The organism is Dechloromonas sp. A34, assembly GCF_026261605.1.
Classification (GTDB): domain Bacteria; phylum Pseudomonadota; class Gammaproteobacteria; order Burkholderiales; family Rhodocyclaceae; genus Azonexus.
In genome coordinates this window covers 1,582,249-1,606,755 of record NZ_CP102486.1, presented here as the reverse complement: position 1 = coordinate 1,606,755, position 24,507 = coordinate 1,582,249, and the positions used below count along the sequence as shown (strand labels likewise).

Sequence of the window (24,507 nt, the reverse complement as noted above, 5' to 3'; positions counted from 1 at the left end):
CAGGCTAGGGGCTACGCACTATTGCAGTGCAGCAAGCACCGCCGCCGCACAGCTTTAGAGCAGCACCCGCGCCATATCGATGACGTCGCGCGCCACTTTGGCCATCGTCTGGCCCCGCTCCATCGCCAGCTTGCGCATGGCGTGATACGCCGCATCCTCATCGAGGCCACGCGCTTTCATGAGCACGCCCTTGGCCTGGTCGACCAGCTTGCGGTCGGTCAGCTTCTTCGAGGTTTCTTCCAGCTCGCGACGCAGGGCCTGCGTGTCCTCGAAGCGGGCGCGTGCCACTTCGACGATCGGCTTGATGCGCTTGGGATCGAGACCATCGACGATATAGGCGGAAACACCCGCCTTGACGGCATCGCGGATGGTGGCCTGGCCGTCTTCCTGGGTAAAGATGACGACCGGACGCGGCATGTTCTTGTTCATGGCGGCCAGGTTTTCCAGCGTGTCACGGCTCGGGCTGTCGGTATCGATCAGGATCACGTCGGGCTGGAGTTTCTCGACTTCGGCGGTCAGGTTTTCCGAGCCGGCCAGGATGGCCGCCACCTGATAACCGGCGAGCGCCAGCCCGGCGCAGATTTCTCCGGCCCGGGTACGGGATTCATCGATAACGAGTACGGTCAGCATGATGAATACTAAGCAAGCTCCGAACCAGCCATCTGGAGTGCCGCTTCGGCCATCGCCTGAACCACGCTTTCGTTCTCCCCGATCACGCCGCCAAGCACGAACTCGACATCGGAATAGGTCGAACGCAGGGTCGCCATCATCTCCGGCACTTCCTTCTTCAAATGCCCGCCGCGGGCGATGAACATCGGCAAGACGACGATCTTTCGCGCCCCCTGTTCGACCAGTTGCGCCGCGCAGTCCGGCAAGGCCGGGGCGATGAATTCGAGAAAGGCCAGTTCGACCGGCACGCCGAGCATCCGCTGGCGAATGGCCGCCTGGACGCGACGCATCGGGTTTGCCCATTCCGGGTCACGGGCGCCGTGGGCAAAGAGAATAAGAGCAGTCGACATGGCAAATTTTCCGTTTATTGAATCAAAAATCCGACGCCAGTCAGCCTCGGAAGAGCCGCCATCTTACCTGCCGGTGGCCTTTGCAACGCTGCGCTGGCTTAGGATTGACCGGCAAAGAGCGCGATAGATCCCGCTCGACTGAACTTGCTGGCGAGCCACAAAACCTAGTCGCCATCAGACAGGGTAAGAAGTACTAACAGAATGAAGCGAAGCGGCCCTGGCTCTGTGTGCCGCCGAAGGCAGTACGAGTCGTACAAAAAGGCGGCAACAACGACGCCAGGTGCATTTGTTTGCGCCTCTAAGCGAACAGCCCAATCAACAGCAGCAGGTTGAGGGCCAGCGAGACGGCGGCGATGATCTTCCAGGTCAGCAACGGATTGCGTTGCGCCAGCGGCTGGCGGGGCGGCGCCTGGAGCGGGCGGCTGGCGCCGCGTTCCAAGGCGAGCAGGAATTCCTCGGCGGTCTCGAAACGCTCATTGGCGTCACGAGCGACCGCCTTGAGCAGGACGTTCTCCAGCCAGCCGGGGATTTCCGGGCGCCAGCGGGTCGGCCGTTCCGGCTCGCCGAATTTCGGTTTCTGGAAGGGTTCAATCTCGCCGTAGGGATACTTGCGGGTCAGCAGGTGGTAGAGCGTGACGCCGGCGGCGTAGAGGTCGAAGCCGGGCGTCGGCGCGGCGCCGGCATGGAGTTCGGGGGCCATGTAGGACGGCGTGCCGGCCGGGCCGGGCACCTCGCCGGGTTTGAGTTCGCCGAGGCTGATCGCGACGCCGAGGTCGAGCAGGCGCAGCACGCCGTCCTGGCCGAGGTGGATGTTGTCGGTCTTGACGTCGCGGTGAATGATGTCGAGGCGGTGCAGCGTAGCGATCGCCTTGAGCAGCGCGCCACCGAGGTGCACCACCTCGCCAACCGGAAAGTGTTGCCCGGAAGCCAGCCGCGCCTGCAGGCTGGCGCCGGCATGCCAGGTCATCAGGTAATAGAGGCCGCTGCGTCCTTCGGCCGGCACGATCTGGGGGAAGAAGGGCGAGACGACCCGCCGGCTGCGCCACTCCTCCATGAGCAGGGCGGCGGTCGCTTCGACATCACCGGCCATCGTTGGCTGCAGGGTCTTGAGCACCAACTGCTGGCCGTTGCGCGGATTGCGCACGCGGTAAAGCAAGGTCTCGCGGGCATCGTGTAGCACCTCCTCGACGATCAGGCCGTCAATCTCCTGGCCGGGTTTGAGGCGATGCGGCAGCGGCAGGCCGGCGGCGCTTTCCAGGCTGTCGCGCAGGCCGGCCGGCGGCAATGCCAGGACATCGACGACGACCGCCGTGGCATTGTCGTGGCCGCCCTGGGCCAGCGCCAGGCTGGTCAGCGCTGCCGCGGCGCCCTGCGGTTCGGGATGGTCGAGCAGGACCTCGGCGATCAGCGCATCGGGCAAGACGCCCCAGACACCATCGGAGACCAGCAGGAAACGGTCGTCGACAGCCAGTTCGCCATCGCCGAAATCCATCAGCACGCGCGGGTCGAGGCCGATGGCGCGCGACAGTACATTGTTGAGTTCCGGGTGTTCCCAGGTGTGGTCGACGGTCAGGCGCTCGAAGCGCCCTTCCTGCAGAAGGTAGATGCGGCTGTCGCCGATATGCGCCGTGTAATAACGGCGGCCGCGCAAAACCACGGCCGAGAGCGTCGTCGCCATGCCGGACAGTTCGGCGTTGCGGCCGGCTTCGGCGATGACCCAGCGGTTGAGCGCCGTGGTCACCGTCTCGATGGCGCGCGGCACGCCCCAGGTGTCGGGCGTCGCAAAATAGTCGGCGAGCAGGCCGCGCACCGTGTATTCGGCCGCCTCGCGCCCGCCCTTGTGGCCACCGATACCGTCGGCGACGGCGGCCAGTACGCCCTTGTTCTCGAGCTCCAGGCCTTCCGGCGTGGCGACGCCGCAATAATCCTCGTTGCGTTCGCGCGGGCCGGTCAGCGAGGCGTGGCCGATGGCCAGCCGGAGGGCGGATTTGCGGGTGCTTTCCATGGGCTGCATGGTACCTCGCCCCTAGCCGCGTACCAGCTTCTCGTAACGCCCAGTCAGACTGTCCATGACTTCGAGGATGCGTTCGCTGGTCGTCGCCACGTTGCGCACGGCGATGTCCCGGTTCGGCTCGCGGCCGTTCATGGCCTGCTCGAAGAACATCCACTGCATATTGGCCAGCCCAAGTTCGGTGCGAATCTCGGCAGAGTTTTCCGGGGCCGCATTGAGTTCGGCCAGCGCTGCGACGAAATCGCGGCGTGCCGCTTCCATCTCGCCGCGCAGGCCATCGGCCGCAACGCCGGACTGCTGGAACATGAAGCACTTGGCCATGCGTTGCGACAGCATGCGCTGGCGCCCCGACAGATTGACCAGGCGCCCGGCGCTGCTCGCCGCCTGCTTCTCGTAGAGGCCGGTCAGGGCATGCGCGGCGCGCAGGGTCTTCTCCGACTCGACCAGTACCAGCCGGGTGCTTTCCGGCGTCCGCGGGGCGTTCAGCGCGGCGCGATAGCCAGTCCAGGCGTAGTCGAGATCACCCAGAGCACCGTGCACTGCCTCGTTGGGGACCAGGGTTTTCAACTCGCCCAATTGCGCCTCGAACAAGCCGCGCGACTGATCGAGCAGGCCGGCCGCCTTGTCCGGCATGACGCCGACCACCTGCATGGCGTAGGCCTTGGCCAGCCGTTGCGACAGCATGCGCTGGCGGCCAGCCTTGTTGATCGCCGCCCCCAGGCTGATGCTCGGCTTGGCGGCTTCGAGGGCCCGCCCGGGGCGGCCAGGGCGGCCCCCAGGGAAAGCAGCAGGAAGTCTCTGCGCTTCATGGAATCCCCGATCAGATCTTGGCGGCGGTCAGGTGGCTGGCGCCCCAGGTCGTGCGCCACCGGGTCTTGACGCCGGTCAGGCCGACCAGGGCGAGCACGGCGAGGCCAGCGAAGATCATGAAACCCAGTTGGTAGCTACCGGTCAGCTGGCGCGAGTAGCCGAGGCTGGAGGCCAGGTAGAAGCCACCGACGCCGCCGGCCATGCCGACCAGGCCGGTCATCACGCCGATTTCCTTCTTGAAGCGCTGCGGCACGAGCTGAAAGACCGCGCCGTTGCCCATGCCCAGGGCGAGCATGGCGCCGACGAAGACGGCCAGCGCCATCCAGGCTTCGGGCAGGCCGATGCCGACGATGGCCAGGAAGATGGCGGCGAAGATGTACATCACGGTCAGCGACTTGACGCCGCCGATACGGTCGGCGACGTTGCCGCCAATCGGGCGGACCAGCGAACCGGCGAAGACGCAGCCGGCGGTGAAGAAACCGGCCATCTTGGGGTCAAGGCCGTACTGGGTGTTGAAGTAGATGACCAGCGAGGAAGCCAGGCCGACGAAGCCGCCGAAGGTAACCGAGTAGAAGAACATGAACCACCAGGCGTCCTTGTCCTTGAGGACCTTCAGGTATTCGGCGAAGGTCTTGGGCGGCGGCGCATCCGGCGCATCCTTGGCCATGAAACAGAAGGCAATCAGGACGAGGATCAGCGGAATGAGCACGATGCCGAAGACGTTGGTCCACCCGAAGGCGGCGGCCAGGCCCGGGCGAACAGCGCGGCCAGGGCGGTGCCGGAGTTGCCGGCGCCGGCGATGCCCATTGCCGTGCCCTGGTGCTCGGCCGGATACCAGCGCGAAGCGAGCGGCAAGGCGGCGGCGAAGGAAGCGCCGGCGACGCCGAGGAAGAGGCCGAGGATCAGCACTTCAGCGTAGGAATGGACGCCGACCTGCCAGGCGTAGGCCATGGCGGCAATCACGATGACCTGACCGATGATCGCCGCCTTCTTCGGCGACAGGCGGTCGACCAGGATGCCCATGATGATGCGCAGCAGCGCGCCGGCCAGCACCGGGGTGGCAACCATCATGCCCTTCTCGGCATGCGACAGGCCGAGGTCCTTGGCGATGCCGACCCCGAGCGGGCCGAGGATGACCCAGACCATGAAGGCGAGGTCGAAATAAAGGAAGGCAGCGAGCAGCGTCGGCGTATGGCCGGCCTGCAGGAAGGATTTCTTGTCCATGGTGGTCGATTTTCCGGGTGGACCGTCGCAACGGTCGTTAAGGGGGGGTTGCCTGTTTCAGCGCATGACGTCGTTGTCATGGAACCGCCCCCGTTGGCGGATAAATCGCTGTGATGACCTTACATAGCAAGCTGCGCGCCAGGACGGCAAGACCTTGATTTATTGACGTTCCAGCTCGAACGCCAGCGTGAATTCGCACCAAAACAAGGCATGCCACGCCATTGCGGTGCAGCATTTCTGGTGCGGCGGCGTTTGTCGGCAAGGGGCGAGGCCACCCGCCGTCAGGCGCGCCAGGAGTATGCTATCGAGCTAATAGCCGCCGCGAAAACTGACTAGCACCGACAAAACGAACATGTCCAGTTTGTCGCAAGAACACAAGGAAAAACATGCAGCAATTCAACCAGAAGCATTGCAGCACAATCAACTCCAACTGTCCTGTAGTCCAGCTTATCGGACATGTCGCCGAATTAGGCGACATTTTGTCGTCTACTACTAGTTAGGACCTACCAATGGAACTCTGGGCCACAAGAAATAGCGCACTACAACTGCTCGTCAGGGAATTCGCTCCACAGGCCAAGGCAATCGAAGACTTGTTTGTCGTAATCGATGAATGCATAGAACTCTTTGACAACAAGGCAGCAAGCGACGAATTCTGCCGTGTTTGCGGTCTGTCCCTAACAAAAGCCCGCAACCATGCTCTTGGTATTTATGGTCTGATCTTGGACGGCCTAGGGCAAGAAGCGGGTGCTTTGATGAGGCCGTTTATTGAGTTCCATGAATTACTTACCTATTTTCGGTTGGACCCGAGCCGCGTACAGCAGGCATTAGCTAATAAACTCCCGTCCGCCGGGAAAATAGCCCGACTCATTTCCGGACCTTTTCAGGAGTTTCGAGAGCACCTGAACAGCCACGCGTCGCATAGCTCGTTCAGCGAACACTCCATGGGCCACCTGATAGACAACCATCAGCTGAAAATCCGCAAAGAACAGCCCATGCTGCCGAAGGTACTCTTTCGCAACATGGGGGACTTTTTTGTCCAATTTCTCTTATTAGCCTACGAAGCAGTGAATTGTCTGCAAAGTCATCAAATGGGCTATGCCGAGAGTCAAGCAGAACGGGTCTTAGAGTTGCGGGAAATTGGTATGGAGGTATTTCGCCTTGCTGAACGTAGTAGCCCCCGGCCCTAACAATCCGCTCCAGCGGACAGTCGGCCAGCTGTGCTGTCCGCCTGCCGCTGACCTTCGTCGTTAGGCATACAGATTGGCCTCGCCATTTGCACTCACGGTTCTAGCTATCTGCGTCATTGCATTGGCGAACATCGCTGTGTCAGTTCAGGTCGCCAAATGCCCCATGCTTTCAGCATTCCAAAAGACAGCACAAACCCCCTTGAACCTTAGCCGCCACCAGACGCCCAAGAGAATGATCGGCCGGCTCTGCCGGCTCAATTGACGCCACTTCAAACCGAACAGCGAAAGGGGTAATGCTTATGGCCACCAATACTGTCACCTTACATCGAGTGCTGCGGGCGACGCCCGACCGGGTTTATCGGGCATTTCTCGATGCCGAGGCCATGGTGAAATGGCTGCCGCCGCATGGTTTCACGGGCAAGGTTCATCATCTGGATGCCACCGTGGGCGGGACTTACAAGATGTCATTCACCAACTTTTCGACCGGCCACAGCCATTCTTTTGGCGGGAAGTATCTGGAGCTGGTGCCCAACGAGCGCATCCGCCACACGGACTCCTTCGACGACCCCAACCTGCCGGGGGAAATGGAGACGACGATTTCGATCCGGCCGGTTTTTTGCGGCGTGGAATTGAACATCGTGCAGCGGGGCATCCCGGAGGTCGTTCCGGCCGAGGCCTGTTATCTGGGCTGGCAGGAGTCGCTGGTATTGCTGGCGCAACTGGTCGAGGCCGAAATTCCGGAGTAAGGGCTTTCACACCCCGTCAATCAATTCGCGGCCTCTCAGGGAGCCCATGTCTTCTGCAATGGCTTGCGTGGTGTAGAAGAGTTCGGGGTCCGACGTGGCGCTGGCGCTCTTGTAGGGTATCGGGTTGTTGCTCTGGTCGGTTATCTTGACCCTGAAGGTCCATTGCTCGCCGTGTCCGGCTAGGCTTGCGTTGTCATGGATGCGGCGTTGCGTGCAGACATGCATTTGCTTGCCTTTGTAGTCCTCGCATTTCCAGGTGGGCTGGGCGTTTTCCGGTGTTGGGCTGAAGGTGGCTGTGTCCATCTGTTTCTCCTTGGGGCTTGGGACAATTCCAGACTACCCGCCGCCGACCATCCCTTCGGTACGCTTGCGCACAGAAAATACCCCGGCCCGGCTGCCGGGCATCGTCGTCATGATGTTGCCTGACGTCCCTACCCACTCTGAAGCCATGGAAGCGGCCTCCACCCATGGAAATGCCGGACGCCCGTTGGGTCGTCCGACCTATCTTTGCTTGTGTTAAAAGAACACCGCTCAGACCGAGAGGAAGACCTCGCCGCCCTCCACTTTCACTTCGAACTTGCTGCAGGAGCCGACGTCCGGCGCGACGGCATGGCCGTCCTCGAGGCCGATGTTCCAACCGTGCAGCGGGCAGGTGACCTTGCGGCCATGGACGATGCCCTGCGACAGCGGCCCGCTCTTGTGCGGACACTTGTCGTGCAGGGCGAAGACTTCATCCTCGGCATTGCGGAAGACCGCGATGTCGCCCCCCGTGGCCCGGCGGACGACGCGCGAGCCGAGTTGGGGGATGTCTTCGAGTTTGCAGATCAGTTTCCAGTCGCTCATTTTGGGTTCCTTGAATTCGTGTCTTAGATCGAGATCGGCTCGAACTGCTTGATCGCCTGCGGCTCGCGCGAGGTGGCCCAGGGATCCTTGGCGTCCTTCAGCGAATCGAGCAGCGCGGCGTAGAGCGCCTTGCGGCCCTCTTCGTCCTCGACGATCTTGCCCTTGACGTAATCCATGCCGACGCGTTCCAGCCAGTGGCAAGTGCGCTCCAGATACCAGCCTTCGAGACGGTAAAGCTGCAGGAAGGCGCCGGAATACTCCATGACGTCCTCGTCCGAGGTCACCTTGCACAGGAACTGGGCGACCTCGGTCTTGATGCCGCCGTTGCCGGCAATGTAGATCTCGTAGCCGGAATCGACGCCGATGATGCCGACGTCCTTGATGCCGGCTTCGGCGCAGTTGCGCGGGCAACCGGAGACGGCGAGCTTGACCTTGTGCGGGGCGTACATGTCGAACAGCATCTTTTCCAGCTTGACGCCCATCGACATCGCCAGCTGCGTGCCGAAGCGGCAGTGTTCCATGCCGACGCAGGTCTTCACGGTGCGGATCGACTTGCCGTAGGCGTGGCCGGAAACCATGCCGGCGGCGTTGAGGTCGGCCCACATGGCCGGCAGGTCTTCCTTCTTGACGCCGAGCAGGTCGATACGCTGACCGCCGGTGACTTTCACCGTCGGCACGTTGTACTTCTCGGCGGCATCGGCGATGGCGCGCAGTTCCTTGGGGTTGGTCAGGCCGCCCCACATGCGCGGCACGACCGAGTAGGTGCCGTCCTTCTGGATGTTGGCGTGGGCGCGTTCGTTGATGAAGCGCGACTGCGGATCGTCCTTGGCTTCATGCGGCCAGGTCGAGATCAGGTAGTAGTTCACCGCCGGCCGGCACTTGTCGCAGCCGTTCGGGGTCTTCCATTCGAGCGCCTTGAAGACGGCTTCCTTGTTGATCAGGTGCTGGTCGCGGATGGCTTCGCGGACCTGCTTGTGCGACTGCTCGGTGCAGGCGCAGACCGGCTTCTTGTCGGAAGCGGCCGGGGTGTAGGCGCCGCCGATGGTCGAGGCGAGGATCTGCTCGACCAGGCCGGAACAGGAACCGCAGGAGGAGGCCGCCTTGGTGTGCTTCTTGACCTCGTCCAGTGTGAAGAGGCCTTTTTCCTTGATCGCCTTGACGATGGAGCCTTTGGAGACGCCGTTGCAGCCGCAGACTTCGGCGCTGTCGGCCATCAGCGCGGCCTTGCTGTTGCCGGCATGGCCGACGTCGCCGACCAGGGACTGGCCGAAGATCAGCTGGTCGCGGATATCGTGGATGTCGCGGCCGTCCTTCAAGAGCTGGAAGTACCACGGGCCGTCGGCCGTGTCGCCGTACATGACGCCGCCGACCAGCTTGTTGTCCTTGATCACCAGCTTCTTGTAGACGCCGCCGTGCGGGTCGTTAAGCAGGATTTCCTCGGTGCCCTCGCCGCCCATGTAGTTGCCGGCCGAGAAGAGGTCGATGCCGGTGACCTTGAGCTTGGTCGAGGTCACCGAGCCGGTGTAGCGGCCGATGCCGTAGTTGGCCAGGTGGTTGGCGGCGACCTTGGCCTGCTCGAAGAGTGGCGCGACCAGGCCGTAGGCGATGCCGCGATGGCTGACGCATTCGCCGACCGCATAGACCTTGGGGTCGTAGGTCTGCATGGTGTCGTTGACCACGATGCCGCGGTTGCAGTAGATGCCGGAAGATTCGGCCAGCGCGTAGTTGGGGCGGATGCCGGCGGCCATGACGACGAGGTCGGCCGGAATCTGCATGCCGTCCTTGAAACGCACGGCGGCGACACGGCCGCTCTCGCCCTGGACCAGCATTTCGGTCTGTTTCTGGAGCAGGAATTTCAGGCCCTTGTCTTCCAGCGACTTCTGCAGCATCTTGCCGGCCACTTCGTCCAACTGGCGTTCGAGCAGCCAGGGGCCGAGATGCACGACGGTAACGTCCATACCGCGCAGCTTGAGGCCGTTGGCGGCTTCGAGGCCGAGCAGGCCGCCGCCGATCACCACCGCGTGCTTGTGCAGGCGGGCGGCTTCAATCATTTCGTCGGTGTCCTTAATGTCGCGGTAACCGATGACGCCAGGCAGGTCGTTGCCGGGAATCGGCAGCATGAAGGGGGTCGATCCGGTGGCGATCAGCAGGCGGTCGTATTCTTCCTCGGTGCCATCATCGGCGATGACCTTGCGCTTGACGCGGTCGATCTTGGCGATCTGTTTGCCGGTATGCAGCTTGATGCCCTTTTCCTTGTACCACTCCAGTTCGTTGAGGACGATTTCGGAAATGGTCATTTCGCCAGCGAGGACCGGGGAAAGCAGGATGCGGTTGTAGTTCGGGTGGGGTTCGGCGCCGAAGATCGTGATGTCGTAGTGATCCGGCTTGATCTTCAGCAGTTCTTCGACGGTACGGACACCGGCCATGCCGTTGCCGATCAGGACGAGACGAGGTTTGCTCATTTTTGGCTCCAACGTTGCGCGCACCCTGGGGTGCAAAATCTGACTTCAGCGCATGACATCGTTGCCATCGAACCGCCTCCGTTGGCGGTTGATTCGCTGTACTGGCTTACCTAGTGCAATTGGCGTGCCAGCAACTTAACTATCTGATTTTTATTGATTCGATGCTACCAAGGGTGGCTTGAGCGCACCAAATCCGGGCATCCATAACCAAGGCGGTGCAAATTTCGTTTCAGTTGCCGCCCATCAGCAGCCCGGTGGCTTCGACAGCGACAATGGCCTTGGCCTGGTTGAAATCTTCGGCATAGCCGCTGGCGTAGAGGCAGCAGGCAAGCTGGTTGGCGATCGGTTTGGGCAGCGGCAGCTGCTTGTCGAGGATGCGCCGGATCCACTTGGCGGTACTCGCCGCATCGTTGGCCTCCGGCAGATTGGGCAGGGTGCGCAGGCTTTCGTGCTCGGCTTCGAACAGGACATCGACCACGCCGTCATGCACGTACTCGAGGCGCGGCCGGCGCTTGGGGTTGGCGAAGGGCTCGCCTTCGGTGCCGCGCAGCAGCACTGCACGCTGGCCGCGATTGAGCAGGAGGTTGCGCATCAGTTCGATGAACTCGGGGTGGGTCGCCGGCGCGACCAGGACGGCATCGCCATCGAAGGGATTGATCAGCTTGACCAGGCTGTGCGCGCTATTACGCACGCCCAGACGGCTGCGCAAGCCGAGCAGGTTGTGGATACCCGGGCAGAGTGCGGTCAGGGGCAGGAAGGCCAGCCCTTTTTCTTCCAGCGTGATCTGGGCTTGGGTACTCGACGTCAGCGGCATGATGCCGAGTTCGCGGAAAATCAGGCCGGTGGTGATCCGGCCGAAACCTTCGAGTAGGCCATGAACCAGCACCGGGACGCCGAAACGCTGGAGCAGAAGCGCCAACAGCGGCGTCAGATTGGCTTCCTTGCGGGCGCCGTTGTAGCTTGGCAAGACCACCGGCCGGACCCTGCCGTGCGGCATGTCGAGCCGGTTGGTGCGCTCATCGACGGCGCTCAGAAAGCCGAGCATTTCATCGAGCGACTCGCCCTTGACCCGCAGCCCGAGAATGATGGCGCCCAGCTCGAGATCAGGCACGCCACCGTCGAGCATCGCAGCATAGAGCTGGCGGGCGTCGTCGAGCGGCAGATCGCGCGCCCCTTCGGCACCGCGGCCGATTTCCTTGATGAATTGTGCGTAACTCATGGTCTCCTCCCGCCGCGTTCAGGCCGCAGCTTGTTTGGGCACGTATTCGGCGGCCAGTCGCTTGATTTCCGGAACGCAGGAGCCGCAGAAGGTGCCGCACTTCAGCTTTTCCTGTAGTTGCGGCAAGCCGGCGCCTTGCGCCAGTTCGGCATGGATCTGGACGTCGCTGACATCGGCACACTTGCAAATGATGTTGCGCGACACGACACCGACCGGCGGCTTGGCGGTCGGCGCCAGGGCGAAGCGGATCAGGCTGGCATCGAGTTCGTCTTCGGCCATCGCCTGTTTGAGCCAGACTTGGGCCAGCGTCTCGCCGGCCAGGCGAACGCCGAGCAGGCGGCCATTCTGAGCAATGGCCTTCTTGCTGACCTGGCGCTTGGCATCGAGATAGACGATCGCGCCTTCCTCACCATCGAGGCCGAACAGGCGGTCGATATCGGCGATCGCGGTTTCCGGGATGGCTTTTGCCGTCGCAGCGCGCAGCACGACCAGCGGCGACTGACGGCCATAGAGGCTGACCGTGGCATAGGGATAGTCGGCCAGGCTGGCCCGCGCCCGCTGCAACAGTTCCAGGGCCTCGCCCTGTCTAGTGCAGCGGCGAATCACGGCGAGCGGATAAGGCAAGTCGAGTTTGGCGATCTGGACGGCCGCATGCTTCAACTCCGGCTGCTTCGAGTAGGCGTCGATGGCATCGCAGGCCAATGCGTTGGCGCCCGGCGTGTTCATGAACTGGCTGCCCCAGTGCATCGGCATCCAGGCCCGGCCCTTGCGCAAACCGGGGCGCTCGGCGATGCGGACGATCATTTCGCCACGCGGATTGCTGACCCGGGCCAGATCGCCATCGTTCAGACCGCGGTGACGCATGTCGCAAGGATGCAGGGCGAGCAAAGGCTCATCTTCCAGGTTGAAGAGGCGCGGCACGGTGCCGGTCCGGCTCATGCCATGCCATTGGTCGCGCATGCGGCCACTGAGCAGGCTGATCGGGAAGTCGGCATCGGTAACTTCGGCGGTTGGCTGGTGCTCGATGACCACGAAGCGGGCCTTGCCATTGGCCGTCGGGAACTGGCCATCCTCGTAGAGGCGTTGCTTGCCGCCCGCGGCACCGGTCGGATATGGCCATTGCTGCGGGCCATCGGCTTCAAGCAATGCGTAGCTCAGGCCAGTGATGTCGAGATCGCGCCCGCGCGTGCTTTCGCGGTGTTCGTTGAAGATGGACTCGGCGTCAGCATAGGGGAACAACTGGCCGACGCTCGGGTTCTGAAGTTTGTTGCCCAAGCGGCGGGCGAAGTCGACGACGATTTCCCAGTCATGGCGGGCTTCGCCGGGTGCCGCGGCAGCGGATTGCACGCGCATGATGCGGCGTTCGGAATTGGTCACCGTGCCGTGCTTTTCGCCCCAGGCGCTGGCTGGTAGCAGCAGGTCAGCGTAATCAGCAGTGTCGGTGTTGCCATAGGCTTCCTGCAACACGACATAGTCGGCGTTCTGCAGGGCCGCCCGAATTTCGGCCTGGTTGGGCATCGACTGCGCCGGGTTGGTACAGGCGATCCATACCGCCTTGATCTCGCCGGACTTCAGGCTCTTGAACAGTTCGACCGCCGATTTTCCCGGCTTTTCCGGCACCGACGGGATGCCCCAGAGACGCGCCACTTCGGCACGATGCTCCGGGTTGGCCAGATCGCGGTGAGCCGAGAGCAGGTTCGAGAGGCCGCCGACTTCGCGGCCGCCCATGGCATTGGGCTGGCCGGTCAGCGAGAACGGCCCGGCGCCGGGCTTGCCGATCTGGCCGGTGGCCAGATGCAGCTGGATGATTCCGGCGTTGTTGTGCGTGCCATGGGCCGACTGGTTGAGCCCCTGGCAATAAAGCGACAGCGCCGGTCCGTTGCTGCCGAACCAGCGCGCCGCCTGGACTATATCGGCGGCCGGAATGCCGCACAGATCGGCGACCACCGCCGGCGTGTAGTTCCTGACGACCGCAGCCAGCGCCGCGAAGCCGGTGGTGTGGGCATCGATCCAGTCCTGATCGATCAAGCCTTCGGCAATCAGGATATGCAGCATGCCGTTGAACAGCGCGATATCCGAACCGGGCTTGATCGGCAGGTGAAGGTCGGCCAGTTCCGCGCTTTCGCTGCGCCGCGGATCGGCGACGATGATCTTGAGGTTGGGATTGGCCGCCTTCGCATCTTCGACGTAGCGGAAGACGATCGGGTGCGCGACGGCGGGATTGGCTCCGGCGATGAAGATCACTCCGGCCTGGCCGATGTCGGCATAACTGCACGGCGGCGCATCGGCCCCGAGCGTCTGCTTGTAGCCGGCGACGGCCGAGGACATGCAGAGCCGCGAGTTGGTGTCGACATTGTTGGTGCCGATCAGCCCCTTGGCGAGCTTGTTGAAGACATAGTAGTCCTCGGTCATCAGCTGGCCGGAAATGTAGAAGGCGACCGAATCCGCGCCATGCTGGCGGATGGTTTCGGCAAAACGCTCTGCGGCTTCGTCGAGCGCCGTATCCCAGCTCACGCGCTGCCCCGGTTGTCCACGCACGGCGCGCCGCTCCGGATAATGCAGGCGATAGCTCGGGTCGGCGGTCAGATGCAGCGTCGCGCCTTTGGTGCACAAGCGGCCGTAGTTGGCTGGGTGTTCTGGGTCGCCGCGGACGCCGCTGATCTTGCCGTTCTCGGTTTCGATCAGGACACCGCAGCCGACGCCGCAATAGCAACAGGTGGATTTGACTTCAGTTTTCATAATTTTCCTTCTGGCCTCCTTGAGCAACAGCCATGCCAAGCAGGAAAATCATGGGCTTGTACGAAAAACGGGAGATTTCAGAATGAAATCTCCCCGTTTTGGTGCATCAAGCGCAGCCTTCGTCCCTATTTGATGCGTTGCAGCTTGGGCCGCCCTCCTTCGGGACGCGGCGGCTCGGGTGGCGGCTCGTCGGAATCGCCTTCCGCTGCGTCATCGGGAAGTTCGATGTCGGAAGAAGCAGTTTCCTCACCGATCTCGAAAGCCATGCCGGCGCCATTTTCGCGCGAGTAAATCGCCGAAACCTGCCCGACCGGAACCGACAATTGACGGGCGACGCCGCCAAACCGCCCTTGAAACTCGATCAGATCGTTCCCGATATTCAGCTTGTTGGTCGCATCCTGCCCGATATTGAGCACGATCTGGCCGTCCTTGACGAACTCGCGCGGAACGACGGTACGTGCATCGACCTGGACTGCGATATACGGCGTAAATCCGTTGTCGCAGCACCATTCCCAGATGGCACGCAGCAGGTAAGGCTTGGTGGACGGAAGTTCCATGCCTTACTTGCGCATCGCCTTTTCGGAGGGCGTCAGCGCGTCAATGAAGCCCTGACGGCTGAAAATCCGCTCGGCGTACTTCATCAGCGGCGCCGCGGCCTTACCGAGATCGATGCCATAGTGGTCCAGACGCCAGAGCAGCGGCGCTATGGCCACGTCGAGCATCGAGAATTCGTCACCCAGCATGAACTTCTGCTTGTTGAAGATCGGGATGATCTCGGTCAGACGGGCGCGGATTTCCTGACGGGCCTTGTCGGCCGTCTTGCCGTTCTTCTCGATCACTTCCATGAAGGAAAAGATTTCGCGTTCCATGCCGACCAGCAACTGGCGGGCGCGGGCGCGCATGATCGGGTCGGCCGGCATCAGTTGCGGATGCGGGAAGCGCTCGTCGATGTATTCGTTGATGATGTTGGGTTCGAACAGGACCAGATCGCGCTCGACCAGCACCGGCACGCGATTGTGCGGATTGATCGCAGCCATTTCTTCCGGCTTGTTGAACATGTCGACATCGATCACCTGGAAATCCATGCCCTTTTCGAACAGGACGATGCGGCAGCGATGGCTAAAAGGACAGGTGGTGCCCGAGTAGAGGTTCATCATTTGTGGTAACCCTCAAAATGAGATTCGGCATCGGGGGCTGGCCAGAGCCAAACCCGCGATGCCGTTAGCTGATCCGGGAGGGATCAGTGAATGTCTTTCCAGTATTCCTTCTTGAGCGCGTAAGCGACAACAAAGAGAACTGCCAGGAAGGCCAGAACGAACCAGCCCAGAGTACGGCGATATTCCTGCTGCGGCTCGCCCATCCAGACCATGAAGCCGACCAGATCGGAAACCGCCTTGTCGAATTCGGCCGGCGGCATCGAGCCCGGGACGGCCAGTTCCAGCTTGTGCGTTTCGTGATTCAGCACTTGCTGGCCTTGCAGTCCGTACAGGATATGCGGCATGCCAACGTTCTCGAATACCACGTTGTTCCAGCCCGTCGGACGATTGGCATCGCGATAGAAGGAACGCAGGTAGGTGTAGAGCCAGTCGGCACCGGCTCCGGCATTGCCAGCTTCACCGCGAGCCCGGGCAACAATGGTCAGATCCGGCGGCGTTGCGCCGAACCACTGCTTCTGCTCGTCGTGACGCGCTGCAACCCGCATCAACTCCCCGATTTTGTCGGAGGTGAACATCAGGTTTTCCTTGACCTGCTGCTCGGTCAGCCCGAGATCCAGCAGGTTCTTGTACCGCAGGTAGGACGCACCGTGACAGTTCAGGCAGTAATTGACGAACAGCTTGGCACCATTTTGCAATGCCGGCTTGTCACCAACGGAGCCCGGCCACTTGTCGAGGTGGACGGCGCTGCCGCTGGCAAAAGCCATCAGCGGGGCGAAGAGCAATGCGATCAGAAATTTTTTCATTTTTTGCATCCTCACTTCTTCATCGTCACGCGTTCAGGAACCGGCTTGAACTTGTCCATCCGGGACCACCAGGGCATGCCGAGGAAGAAGCCGAAGTAAAACACCGTGCAGATCTGGGAAATGATTTCGCCCATCGGGGACGGCGACAGCGTGCCGAGGTAACCGAGGATGAAGAAGCAGATCACGAAGATGGTGATCATGGCCTTGGTGATCGGACCGCGATAGCGGATCGACTTCACCGGGCTACGATCCAACCAAGGCAGTGCGGCAAAAATCACCACAGACGCGCCCATCGCCACCACACCCCAGAACTTGGCATCGAGACCGAAGAAGTTCCAGACCATGGCCCGCAGGATGGAGTAGTACGGCGTGAAATACCAGACCGGCGCGATGTGCGGCGGGGTCTTCAGCGGATCGGCCGGATAGAAGTTCGGCGTTTCCAGGAAGTAACCACCACCTTCCGGCGCGAAGAACATCACGGCGGAGAACACCATCAGGAAGACGACGACACCGACGATGTCCTTGACCGTGTAGTACGGGTGGAACGGAATGCCGTCGCGCGGAATGCCGTTCTCGTCCTTGTTGGCCTTGATCTCGACGCCGTCCGGATTGTTCGAACCGGTTTCGTGCAGCGCCAGCACGTGGGCGGCAACGAGACCGAGCAGCACCAGCGGGAAGGCGATGACGTGGAAGGAGAAGAAGCGGTTCAGGGTCGCATCGCCGACGACGAAGTCGCCGCGGATGATCAGCGACAGGTCATTGCCGATCACCGGGATAGCTGAGAACAGGTTCACGATAACCTGGGCGCCCCAGTACGACATCTGGCCCCACGGCAGCAGATAGCCGAAGAAGGCTTCGCCCATCAGCACAAGGAAGATGCCGACGCCAAACAGCCAGGTCAGTTCGCGCGGCTTGCGGTAGGAACCGTAGATCAGGCCGCGGAACATGTGGAGATAAACCACGATGAAGAAGGCCGAAGCACCGGTCGAGTGCATGTAGCGAATCAGCCAGCCACCTGGCACGTCGCGCATGATGTATTCGACGGAGGCGAATGCGATCGGTACGCCCGCTGCATTCAAAGCGGCATCCGGCTTGTAGTGCATGACCAGGAAGATGCCGGTAACGATCTGGATGACCAGCACGAGCAGCGCCAGGGAACCGAAGAAGTACCAGAAGTTGAAGTTCTTCGGGGCGTAGTATTCGGAAAGGTGACCCTTCCACATCGAGGTAGCCGGGAAACGGGCGTCAAGCCACTCCAGCGCATTGCCGGCGAGGGAACCGTCGGACTTGTATTTATCGAAATTGCCAGCAGCCATTTCTTATGCTCCCTTCTTGTCTTCGCCGATCAAGATACGGGTATCGGCGAGATACACGTGCGGCGGCACTTCGAGATTGGTCGGGGCAGGCTTTGCCTTGTAAACACGGCCGGCAAAGTCGAAGGTCGAACCATGGCAAGGACACAGGAAGCCGCCCAGCCAATCGCCCGGCATGCCTTCTTCGGCACCGGCCTTGAACTTGGACGACGGCGAGCAGCCGAGGTGGGTGCAGATACCGACGACGACCATGATTTCGGGCTTGACCGAACGGGTATCGTTCTTCGCGTAGTCCGGTTGCTGGTTCTTGTCAGACTTCGGGTCGGCGACCATGTCGGCGAGCTTGGGGAGAGTATCCAGCATGTCTTTGGTGCGATTGATGATCCACACCGGCTTGCCACGCCACTCGACGGTCATCATCTGACCCGGCTCGAGCTTGCTGATATCGACTTCTACCGGAGCGCCTGCTGCCTTGGCACGTTCGGAAGGAAGCAAGCTGGATACGAACGGCACGAGCGCAGCAACTGCGCCCACTCCGCCCACGGCTGCAGTTGCGACGATCAAACGCCGCCGCCCGCAGTCCATTTTTCCTTGATTGCTCATAACGCTGACCCCTAAAGGAATTGGATGGGATTAAAAATAAACGCTAAATTATACGCCAACCGCCCCCGGGATCAAAGCTGTGATCAAGCTGAACACGATTTACGCTCGCGCAAAGCCTGCGCCAGCGTACCGCTATCGACATATTCGAGTTCGCCGCCAACGGGTACGCCACGGGCGATCCTGGTCACTGTGATGCCCTTAGACTTGAGCATCGCCGTGACATAGTGAGCTGTGGCTTCCCCTTCATTGGTGTAGTTGGTCGCCAGAATCACTTCCTTCACCACGCCATCCAGTGCCCGTGCCATCAACTGTTCGAGACCAAGTTCCTTCGGCCCGATGCCGTCCAGGGGCGATATCCGTCCCATCAGAACGTAATAGAGCCCCTGGTAAGCCCGTGTCTGCTCCATCATGTTCAGATCGACGGGTGTCTCGACAACGCAAAGCAGAGAGGGGTCGCGCCGCGGCGAAGCGCAGCGTTCGCAGACTTCAGCTTCGGTAAAGGTATTGCAGCGCTGACAATGGCGAATCGTCTGCAAAGCGTGCTGCACGGCATCACCGAGTCGCAGGGCGCCGCTCCGGTCATGCTGCAAAAGGTGGTAGGCAATTCGCTGCGCCGACTTCGGCCCGATTCCGGGCAAGCAGCGCAACGCTTCGATCAGGGCCTCAAGACCGGAGGGATTCACCTTAGAAGGGCAGCTTGAAGCCCGGGGCAAATTCAGACCGGACGTGAAGCCGGCCATTTTCTCCTGACTAAGGGCTGCGCCGCGCCGCACAGCATCATTCACCGCAGCGGCAACCAGGTCTTCCAGCATTTCGCGATCATCCATCACCGATGGGTCGATACTGACACGACGCACGTCATGAGCACAGGTCATCACCACCTTGACCATTCCAGCCCCGGCCAGCCCCTCTACCTCAAGCTGAGCCAACTGCTCCTGCGCCTTTTTCATGTTTTCCTGCATCATCTGCGCCTGTTTCATCAGGCCTCCCAGACCGCCCTTCATCATTTCGATTTCTCCGTCACGCTATCGGTTTAATAGAAGATTCAACCAGTGATGCATCAAACGACTCAATCACATCACGTACAAAGCTATCCTGTTCAATCGAAGCAATCGCCTGCTCCTGGCGCTCCTGTCTCTCACGGCCAGCAGCCACCGCCGGTGTATCCGTTTCATTGGTGCCCACCTCGATTTTGAGCTGCAACGGCCGCCCAAAATAGTCGCCCAATGCCTGCTGCAATCGCTCCGGACTCGGTTTCATCTGTAGATGAGCATGCACCGGCGCCAACCGCAGGCAACACTCCGTCTCGCTGATCAGACGCAATTCGCAATGCTGGGCCAGAGTCCTCGCCAGACCGGACAACGGGAGAGCGGAAACGATCTGATGCCAGTCCAGATTCTGGCCCCCTGGTATCGATACGGGCGTTGCAGAAACGGCTGATGACTTTGGCTGCGCCGAGGGCGTCTCGGGAGGCTTCGCCGCGACTTGAGCAATGGACTTCGCGCGCGGCGTCACTGCCGCCACGAAATCGGCTACCGAACTGGGGCGAAAGGCATGCAGCCTGAGCAACGTCATGACAAAGCCGGAATACTCGTCCGGCGCAACCGATAGCTCATTTCTGCCAATCACTGAAATCTGATAGGCCAACTGGATGAACTCGGGAGAGAATCCTGCGGCCAGGCGCAGCAAACGCACGCGCTCCGGATCGTCTTCTTCAATAGCCGACGGCACGCACTGAGCGATCTGCAAACGGGTCAGAAGCGCCCCCAGCTCCTGCAAGGCAGCCGAGAAGGATAGGCTGCGCATAGCGAGATCAGCAGCAATCTGCAGCAAAGCCGGCGCATCTCCCTCTATAAGCGCCTCAAGGACAGCAAACAGATAATCCTGATCAACGGTTCCCAGCATGCTACGAAGCTGGGCTTCCTCAACCCGTCCGGCACCATGTGCGATCGCCTGATCGAGCAAAGAGAGGGCATCGCGCATACTGCCCGAAGCGGAGCGGGAAATCAGCCCAAGAGCGGGCGCCTCGAAGGGAATGCCCTCTGCCTGCAGAATATGGGCAAGATGGCCGGAAATGGCGCCAGCCGGCATTTGCTTGAGATTAAATTGCAGGCAACGCGACAACACCGTGACCGGAATTTTCTGCGGATCGGTTGTCGCCAGAATGAATTTCACATGCTCCGGCGGCTCTTCCAAAGTCTTCAACATGGCATTGAATGCCGAGTTAGAAAGCATGTGTACTTCGTCGATCACATAGACCTTAAAACGGCCGCGGGTCGGCGCATACACAGCATTCTCGAGTAGCTGACGCATTTCGTCGACACGGGTATTGGTCGCCGCATCAACCTCGAGCAGATCGACGAAACGTCCACCATCGATCTCCTGACAGGCCGAGCATGTGCCGCATGGGGTCGCTGTAATACCCCCTTCGCAATTCAACGATTTCGCGAGAATGCGGGCAATCGTCGTCTTGCCGACCCCACGGGTACCCGTAAACAGATAGGCATGATGCAGGCGCTGCTCTGACAGGGCGTGGGTCAAGGCACGAACAACGTGCTCCTGGCCAACGAGCGTAGAAAAATTTCGCGGCCGCCACTTGCGGGCAAGAACCTGATAACTCATGCGCCCCACATCAAAGCAGAAAATGAAAGTGGCGAGCCTAACCCCCGGCACTTGCAGTAAATGGCTGTGGCTGCTTCCTTCCGGACCTGACCAGATTCACCATCTTGCAATGCGGGGAGACCCGCCACTTCGAATTCTAACATAGCGCGCGAGGAGCTCGAAGTCCGATTTTGCGATGAAAGCCTCTGGAGCCGTAGACGCAGAAACCCCCTTCAGTTGGAGCTGAAGGGGGTTTGTATGGGGAGTCTGGCGGTGACCTACTTTCGCGAGCGGAAGCTCACTATCATTGGCGCTCAACTGTTTCACGGTCCTGTTCGGGAAGGGAAGGGGTGGTACCAGAAGGCTATGTCCGCCAGACGTAACTTGTATGTTTGTCGCGAGTAACCGCGCCAAACGCAAAACGGGGATAGAAGGTTGTTTGTTGTGACTGCGATTATGAGTTTGCAGTGTATTACAAGGTTATAGGATCAAGCCGTACGGGCAATTAGTATCAGTTAGCTTAACGCATTACTGCGCTTCCACACCTGACCTATCAACGTCGTGGTCTTCGACGACCCTTTAAGGAGTTCAAGACTCCGGGAAATCTCATCTTAAGGCGAGTTTCACGCTTAGATGCTTTCAGCGTTTATCTCTTCCGAACATAGCTACCCGGCGATACGACTGGCGTCATAACCGGTACACCAGAGGTTCGTCCACTCCGGTCCTCTCGTACTAGGAGCAGCCCCCTTCAAATTTCCAGCGCCCACGGCAGATAGGGACCAAACTGTCTCACGACGTTTTAAACCCAGCTCACGTACCTCTTTAAATGGCGAACAGCCATACCCTTGGGACCGGCTACAGCCCCAGGATGAGATGAGCCGACATCGAGGTGCCAAACACCGCCGTCGATATGAACTCTTGGGCGGTATCAGCCTGTTATCCCCAGAGTACCTTTTATCCGTTGAGCGATGGCCCTTCCATACAGAACCACCGGATCACTATGACCTGCTTTCGCACCTGCTCGACTTGTGGGTCTCGCAGTCAAGCACGCTTTTGCCATTGCACTTTATGGACGATGTCCGACCGTCCTAAGCGTACCTTCGTACTCCTCCGTTACCTTTTGGGAGGAGACCGCCCCAGTCAAACTGCCCACCATGCACGGTCCCCGATCCGGATTCACGGATCAAGGTTAGAACCTCAAATAAATCAGGGTGGTATTTCAAGGTTGGCTCCACCGAAACTAGCGTCCCGGTTTCACAGCCTCCCACCTATCCTACACAGACCGATTCAAAGTCCAATGCAAAGCTACAGTAAAGGTTCATGGGGTCTTTCCGTCTTGCCGCGGGGAGATTGCATCTTCACAAACATTTCAACTTCGCTGAGTCTCAGGAGGAGACAGTGTGGCCATCGTTACGCCATTCGTGCAGGTCGGAACTTACCCGACAAGGAATTTCGCTACCTTAGGACCGTTATAGTTACGGCCGCCGTTTACCGGGGCTTCGATCAAGAGCTTGCACCCCATCAATTAACCTTCCGGCACCGGGCAGGCGTCACACCCTATACGTCCACTTTCGTGTTTGCAGAGTGCTGTGTTTTTATTAAACAGTCGCAGCCACCATTTCACTGCAACCCCATCGGCCTTCGAGCGCGAGGCTCTACAACCTACCGGGGCACACCTTCTCCCGAAGTTACGGTGTTAATTTGCCGAGTTCCTTCTCCTGAGTTCTCTCAAGCGCCTTAGAATTTTCATCCTGCCCACCTGTGTCGGTTTGCGGTACGGTCAATTCTAGACTGAAGCTTAGTGGCTTTTCCTGGAAGCTTGGTATCAATCACTTCAGCACCGTAGTGCCTCGTCATCACGCCTCAGCTTAGCCCCCCGGATTTGCCTAAGGGGCACGCCTACACGCTTAAACCACCTATTCCAACAGATGGCTGACCTAACCTTCTCCGTCCCCACATCGCATCTAGAATCGGTACAGGAATATTGACCTGTTTCCCATCGACTACGCATTTCTGCCTCGCCTTAGGGGCCGACTCACCCTACGCCGATGAACGTTGCGTAGGAAACCTTGGGCTTTCGGCGAGGGAGCTTTTCACTCCCTTTATCGCTACTCATGTCAGCATTCGCACTTCTGATATCTCCAGCATCCTTTACAAGACACCTTCACAGACCTACAGAACGCTCCCCTACCATATCCTTACGGATATCCGCAGCTTCGGTGCACAGTTTGAGCCCCGTTACATCTTCCGCGCAGGACGACTCGACTAGTGAGCTATTACGCTTTCTTTAAAGGATGGCTGCTTCTAAGCCAACTTCCTAGCTGTCTATGCCTTCCCACTTCGTTTCCCACTTAACTGTGTCTTGGGGACCTTAGCTGGCGGTCTGGGTTGTTTCCCTCTTGACAATGGACGTTAGCACCCACTGTCTGTCTCCCATGCTCGCACTTTGCGGTATTCAGAGTTTGCCATGGTTTGGTAAGTCGCGATGACCCCCTAGCCATAACAGTGCTTTACCCCCGCAAGTGATACATGAGGCACTACCTAAATAGTTTTCGGGGAGAACCAGCTATTTCCGGATTTGTTTAGCCTTTCACCCCTATCCACAGCTCATCCCCTAATTTTTCAACATTAGTGGGTTCGGACCTCCAGTACCTGTTACGGCACCTTCATCCTGGCCATGGATAGATCATCCGGTTTCGGGTCTACGCCGTGCTACTAAACGCCCTTATCAGACTCGCTTTCGCTACGCCTCCCCTATTCGGTTAAGCTCGCAACACAACGTAAGTCGCTGACCCATTATACAAAAGGTACGCAGTCACCGAACAAGTCGGCTCCCACTGTTTGTATGCATGCGGTTTCAGGATCTATTTCACTCCCCTCCCGGGGTTCTTTTCGCCTTTCCCTCACGGTACTAGTTCACTATCGGTCGATCACGAGTATTTAGCCTTGGAGGATGGTCCCCCCATGTTCAGACAAGGTTTCACGTGCCCCGCCCTACTTTTCGCTAACTTAGTACCACAGAGTCGTTTTCATGTACGGGGCTATCACCCACTACGGCCGGACTTTCCATTCCGTTCCATTAACGTCTCCGCTATCACTAGCAGGCTGCTCCCCGTTCGCTCGCCACTACTTGGGGAATCTCGGTTGATTTATTTTCCTCCGGCTACTTAGATGTTTCAGTTCACCGGGTTCGCCTCCCACACCTATGTATTCAGTGTGGGATACTCATTGCTGAGTGGGTTTCCCCATTCGGACATCGGGGGATCAAAGCTTCATTGCCAGCTCCCCCCCGCTTTTCGCAGGCTTGCACGTCCTTCATCGCCTGTGATCGCCAAGGCATCCACCACATGCACTTAGTCGCTTGATCCTATAACCTTGTACTCTCCTAAGAGAGTGGCTACAGGCAAACTCATATTTGTGCTGTCTCATTCCGGCAAAGAAATGAAGACAGATGCAATCACAACGTGTTGCCAACGCCTCATCAGCGCTGCAACACAACCTTCTTCCGTTTTGTTAAAGAGCGTAGCAATTGATTCCTCAAAAGCTAAAGATAAACAATCAGCTTATCTTTAGATTCTGGTGGAGGATAACGGGATCGAACCGTTGACCCCCTGCTTGCAAAGCAGGTGCTCTCCCAGCTGAGCTAATCCCCGTTTGTGACGTGGTGGGTCTGGTTGGAATCGAACCAACGACCCCGCCTTATCAAGACGGTGCTCTAACCGACTGAGCTACAGACCCTCGTCTGTTTGCTACTCTTTGAACAACCGATA

18 protein-coding genes, 1 tRNA gene, 2 rRNA genes, 1 other RNA gene and 2 pseudogenes are annotated in these 24,507 nt (G+C 59.9%); 2 read left to right on the top strand and 22 right to left on the bottom strand.

Annotated features, from left to right (window positions below):
- Window positions 1-54 precede the first annotated feature (54 nt).
- The 5 genes and pseudogenes from NQE15_RS08120 to NQE15_RS23830 form a co-directional block, all read right to left on the bottom strand.
- On the bottom strand, window positions 55-630 hold the full coding sequence (locus NQE15_RS08120) for an ANTAR domain-containing response regulator (RefSeq protein WP_265948267.1): 576 nt from the start codon (window positions 628-630) through the stop codon (window positions 55-57).
- A gap of 8 nt (window positions 631-638) precedes the next feature.
- Window positions 639-1,019: a sirohydrochlorin chelatase gene (locus tag NQE15_RS08115; RefSeq protein ID WP_265948265.1), complete on the bottom strand. Its 381-nt coding sequence runs from the start codon at window positions 1,017-1,019 to the stop codon at window positions 639-641.
- A 298-nt stretch (window positions 1,020-1,317) separates the two neighbouring features.
- Entirely contained in the window at window positions 1,318-3,033 is a 1,716-nt protein-coding gene (locus NQE15_RS08110; protein ID WP_265948263.1) for a bifunctional protein-serine/threonine kinase/phosphatase, read from the bottom strand.
- Window positions 3,034-3,045: 12 nt separating this feature from the next.
- Window positions 3,046-3,714 (bottom strand): type IV pili methyl-accepting chemotaxis transducer N-terminal domain-containing protein, encoded by a 669-nt coding sequence (locus tag NQE15_RS08105; RefSeq protein ID WP_416336511.1) that lies wholly within the window; start codon window positions 3,712-3,714, stop codon window positions 3,046-3,048.
- Between the two features lie 136 nt (window positions 3,715-3,850).
- Window positions 3,851-5,064: pseudogene (locus NQE15_RS23830) on the bottom strand (nitrate/nitrite transporter).
- Between the two features lie 509 nt (window positions 5,065-5,573).
- On the opposite strand from NQE15_RS23830, the gene NQE15_RS08090 reads away from it, so the two are divergent.
- Together NQE15_RS08090 and NQE15_RS08085 are read left to right on the top strand one after the other, a co-directional pair.
- The gene (locus NQE15_RS08090; RefSeq protein ID WP_265948257.1) at window positions 5,574-6,251 is read left to right on the top strand and encodes a hypothetical protein; all 678 of its coding nucleotides are present in this window, start codon (window positions 5,574-5,576) and stop codon (window positions 6,249-6,251) included.
- 299 nt (window positions 6,252-6,550) lie between these two features.
- Entirely contained in the window at window positions 6,551-6,997 is a 447-nt protein-coding gene (locus NQE15_RS08085; protein WP_265948255.1) for an SRPBCC family protein, read from the top strand.
- A 6-nt stretch (window positions 6,998-7,003) separates the two neighbouring features.
- On the opposite strand, the gene NQE15_RS08080 is transcribed toward NQE15_RS08085, so the two are convergent.
- The 17 genes and pseudogenes from NQE15_RS08080 to NQE15_RS08000 all read right to left on the bottom strand — a co-directional run bounded on the left by NQE15_RS08080 (window position 7,004) and on the right by NQE15_RS08000 (window position 24,475).
- The gene (locus NQE15_RS08080) at window positions 7,004-7,300 is read right to left on the bottom strand and encodes a hypothetical protein (RefSeq protein WP_265948253.1); all 297 of its coding nucleotides are present in this window, start codon (window positions 7,298-7,300) and stop codon (window positions 7,004-7,006) included.
- A gap of 228 nt (window positions 7,301-7,528) precedes the next feature.
- Window positions 7,529-7,840 (bottom strand): nitrite reductase small subunit NirD, encoded by a 312-nt coding sequence (gene nirD, locus NQE15_RS08075; RefSeq protein ID WP_265948251.1) that lies wholly within the window; start codon window positions 7,838-7,840, stop codon window positions 7,529-7,531.
- 23 nt (window positions 7,841-7,863) lie between these two features.
- The gene (gene nirB / locus NQE15_RS08070) at window positions 7,864-10,302 is read right to left on the bottom strand and encodes a nitrite reductase large subunit NirB (protein WP_265948249.1); all 2,439 of its coding nucleotides are present in this window, start codon (window positions 10,300-10,302) and stop codon (window positions 7,864-7,866) included.
- Between the two features lie 229 nt (window positions 10,303-10,531).
- Window positions 10,532-11,521 carry a DNA-binding protein YbiB gene (gene ybiB, locus NQE15_RS08065; protein ID WP_265948247.1) on the bottom strand — a complete coding sequence of 330 codons (990 nt, stop codon included), beginning with the start codon at window positions 11,519-11,521 and terminating at the stop codon, window positions 10,532-10,534.
- Between the two features lie 18 nt (window positions 11,522-11,539).
- Window positions 11,540-14,260, bottom strand: coding sequence for a nitrate reductase (locus NQE15_RS08060; RefSeq protein ID WP_265948245.1), 2,721 nt, complete (start codon window positions 14,258-14,260; stop codon window positions 11,540-11,542).
- A gap of 125 nt (window positions 14,261-14,385) precedes the next feature.
- A complete protein-coding gene (locus tag NQE15_RS08055; protein WP_265948243.1) occupies window positions 14,386-14,817 on the bottom strand; it encodes a ClpXP protease specificity-enhancing factor in 432 nt (143 codons plus the stop codon).
- Window positions 14,818-14,820: 3 nt separating this feature from the next.
- Window positions 14,821-15,417, bottom strand: a complete 597-nt coding sequence (locus tag NQE15_RS08050) for a glutathione S-transferase N-terminal domain-containing protein (RefSeq protein WP_265948241.1) — start codon at window positions 15,415-15,417, stop codon at window positions 14,821-14,823.
- An 83-nt stretch (window positions 15,418-15,500) separates the two neighbouring features.
- Entirely contained in the window at window positions 15,501-16,220 is a 720-nt protein-coding gene (locus NQE15_RS08045) for a cytochrome c1 (RefSeq protein ID WP_265948239.1), read from the bottom strand.
- Between the two features lie 11 nt (window positions 16,221-16,231).
- The gene (locus NQE15_RS08040) at window positions 16,232-17,536 is read right to left on the bottom strand and encodes a cytochrome b (protein ID WP_416336510.1); all 1,305 of its coding nucleotides are present in this window, start codon (window positions 17,534-17,536) and stop codon (window positions 16,232-16,234) included.
- Window positions 17,537-17,539: 3 nt separating this feature from the next.
- Window positions 17,540-18,136: a ubiquinol-cytochrome c reductase iron-sulfur subunit gene (gene petA, locus NQE15_RS08035; RefSeq protein ID WP_265948237.1), complete on the bottom strand. Its 597-nt coding sequence runs from the start codon at window positions 18,134-18,136 to the stop codon at window positions 17,540-17,542.
- Window positions 18,137-18,219: 83 nt separating this feature from the next.
- Window positions 18,220-18,819 (bottom strand): recombination mediator RecR, encoded by a 600-nt coding sequence (gene recR / locus NQE15_RS08030; RefSeq protein WP_265950186.1) that lies wholly within the window; start codon window positions 18,817-18,819, stop codon window positions 18,220-18,222.
- Window position 18,820: 1 nt separating this feature from the next.
- Window positions 18,821-19,140 (bottom strand): annotated as a pseudogene (locus NQE15_RS08025) (YbaB/EbfC family nucleoid-associated protein).
- Window positions 19,141-19,156: 16 nt separating this feature from the next.
- Window positions 19,157-20,758, bottom strand: coding sequence for a DNA polymerase III subunit gamma/tau (gene dnaX / locus NQE15_RS08020; protein WP_265948235.1), 1,602 nt, complete (start codon window positions 20,756-20,758; stop codon window positions 19,157-19,159).
- Window positions 20,759-20,785: 27 nt separating this feature from the next.
- Window positions 20,786-20,884: signal recognition particle sRNA small type (ffs, locus tag NQE15_RS08015), an RNA gene on the bottom strand.
- Window positions 20,885-21,002: 118 nt separating this feature from the next.
- Window positions 21,003-21,115: ribosomal RNA gene (rrf, locus tag NQE15_RS08010) — 5S ribosomal RNA — on the bottom strand.
- Between the two features lie 106 nt (window positions 21,116-21,221).
- Window positions 21,222-24,104, bottom strand: a 23S ribosomal RNA gene (locus tag NQE15_RS08005).
- Between the two features lie 295 nt (window positions 24,105-24,399).
- A tRNA-Ile gene (locus NQE15_RS08000) sits at window positions 24,400-24,475 on the bottom strand.
- Window positions 24,476-24,507 lie beyond the last annotated feature (32 nt).

Bases quoted from the DNA above. Each gene is read 5' to 3' on its own strand.
- NQE15_RS08055 (WP_265948243.1), bottom strand. From the start codon at position 14,817: ATGGAACTTCCGTCCACCAAGCCTTACCTGCTGCGTGCCATCTGGGAA.
- NQE15_RS08085 (WP_265948255.1), top strand. From the start codon at position 6,551: ATGGCCACCAATACTGTCACCTTACATCGAGTGCTGCGGGCGACGCCC.
- NQE15_RS08105 (WP_416336511.1), bottom strand. From the start codon at position 3,714: ATGCTGTCGCAACGGCTGGCCAAGGCCTACGCCATGCAGGTGGTCGGC.
- petA (WP_265948237.1), bottom strand. From the start codon at position 18,136: ATGAGCAATCAAGGAAAAATGGACTGCGGGCGGCGGCGTTTGATCGTC.
- ybiB (WP_265948247.1), bottom strand. From the start codon at position 11,521: ATGAGTTACGCACAATTCATCAAGGAAATCGGCCGCGGTGCCGAAGGG.
- nirB (WP_265948249.1), bottom strand. From the start codon at position 10,302: ATGAGCAAACCTCGTCTCGTCCTGATCGGCAACGGCATGGCCGGTGTC.
- nirD (WP_265948251.1), bottom strand. From the start codon at position 7,840: ATGAGCGACTGGAAACTGATCTGCAAACTCGAAGACATCCCCCAACTC.
- NQE15_RS08110 (WP_265948263.1), bottom strand. From the start codon at position 3,033: ATGCAGCCCATGGAAAGCACCCGCAAATCCGCCCTCCGGCTGGCCATC.
- NQE15_RS08090 (WP_265948257.1), top strand. From the start codon at position 5,574: ATGGAACTCTGGGCCACAAGAAATAGCGCACTACAACTGCTCGTCAGG.
- NQE15_RS08080 (WP_265948253.1), bottom strand. From the start codon at position 7,300: ATGGACACAGCCACCTTCAGCCCAACACCGGAAAACGCCCAGCCCACC.
- NQE15_RS08120 (WP_265948267.1), bottom strand. From the start codon at position 630: ATGCTGACCGTACTCGTTATCGATGAATCCCGTACCCGGGCCGGAGAA.
- NQE15_RS08115 (WP_265948265.1), bottom strand. From the start codon at position 1,019: ATGTCGACTGCTCTTATTCTCTTTGCCCACGGCGCCCGTGACCCGGAA.
- NQE15_RS08040 (WP_416336510.1), bottom strand. From the start codon at position 17,536: ATGGCTGCTGGCAATTTCGATAAATACAAGTCCGACGGTTCCCTCGCC.
- dnaX (WP_265948235.1), bottom strand. From the start codon at position 20,758: ATGAGTTATCAGGTTCTTGCCCGCAAGTGGCGGCCGCGAAATTTTTCT.
- NQE15_RS08045 (WP_265948239.1), bottom strand. From the start codon at position 16,220: ATGAAAAAATTTCTGATCGCATTGCTCTTCGCCCCGCTGATGGCTTTT.
- NQE15_RS08050 (WP_265948241.1), bottom strand. From the start codon at position 15,417: ATGATGAACCTCTACTCGGGCACCACCTGTCCTTTTAGCCATCGCTGC.
- NQE15_RS08060 (WP_265948245.1), bottom strand. From the start codon at position 14,260: ATGAAAACTGAAGTCAAATCCACCTGTTGCTATTGCGGCGTCGGCTGC.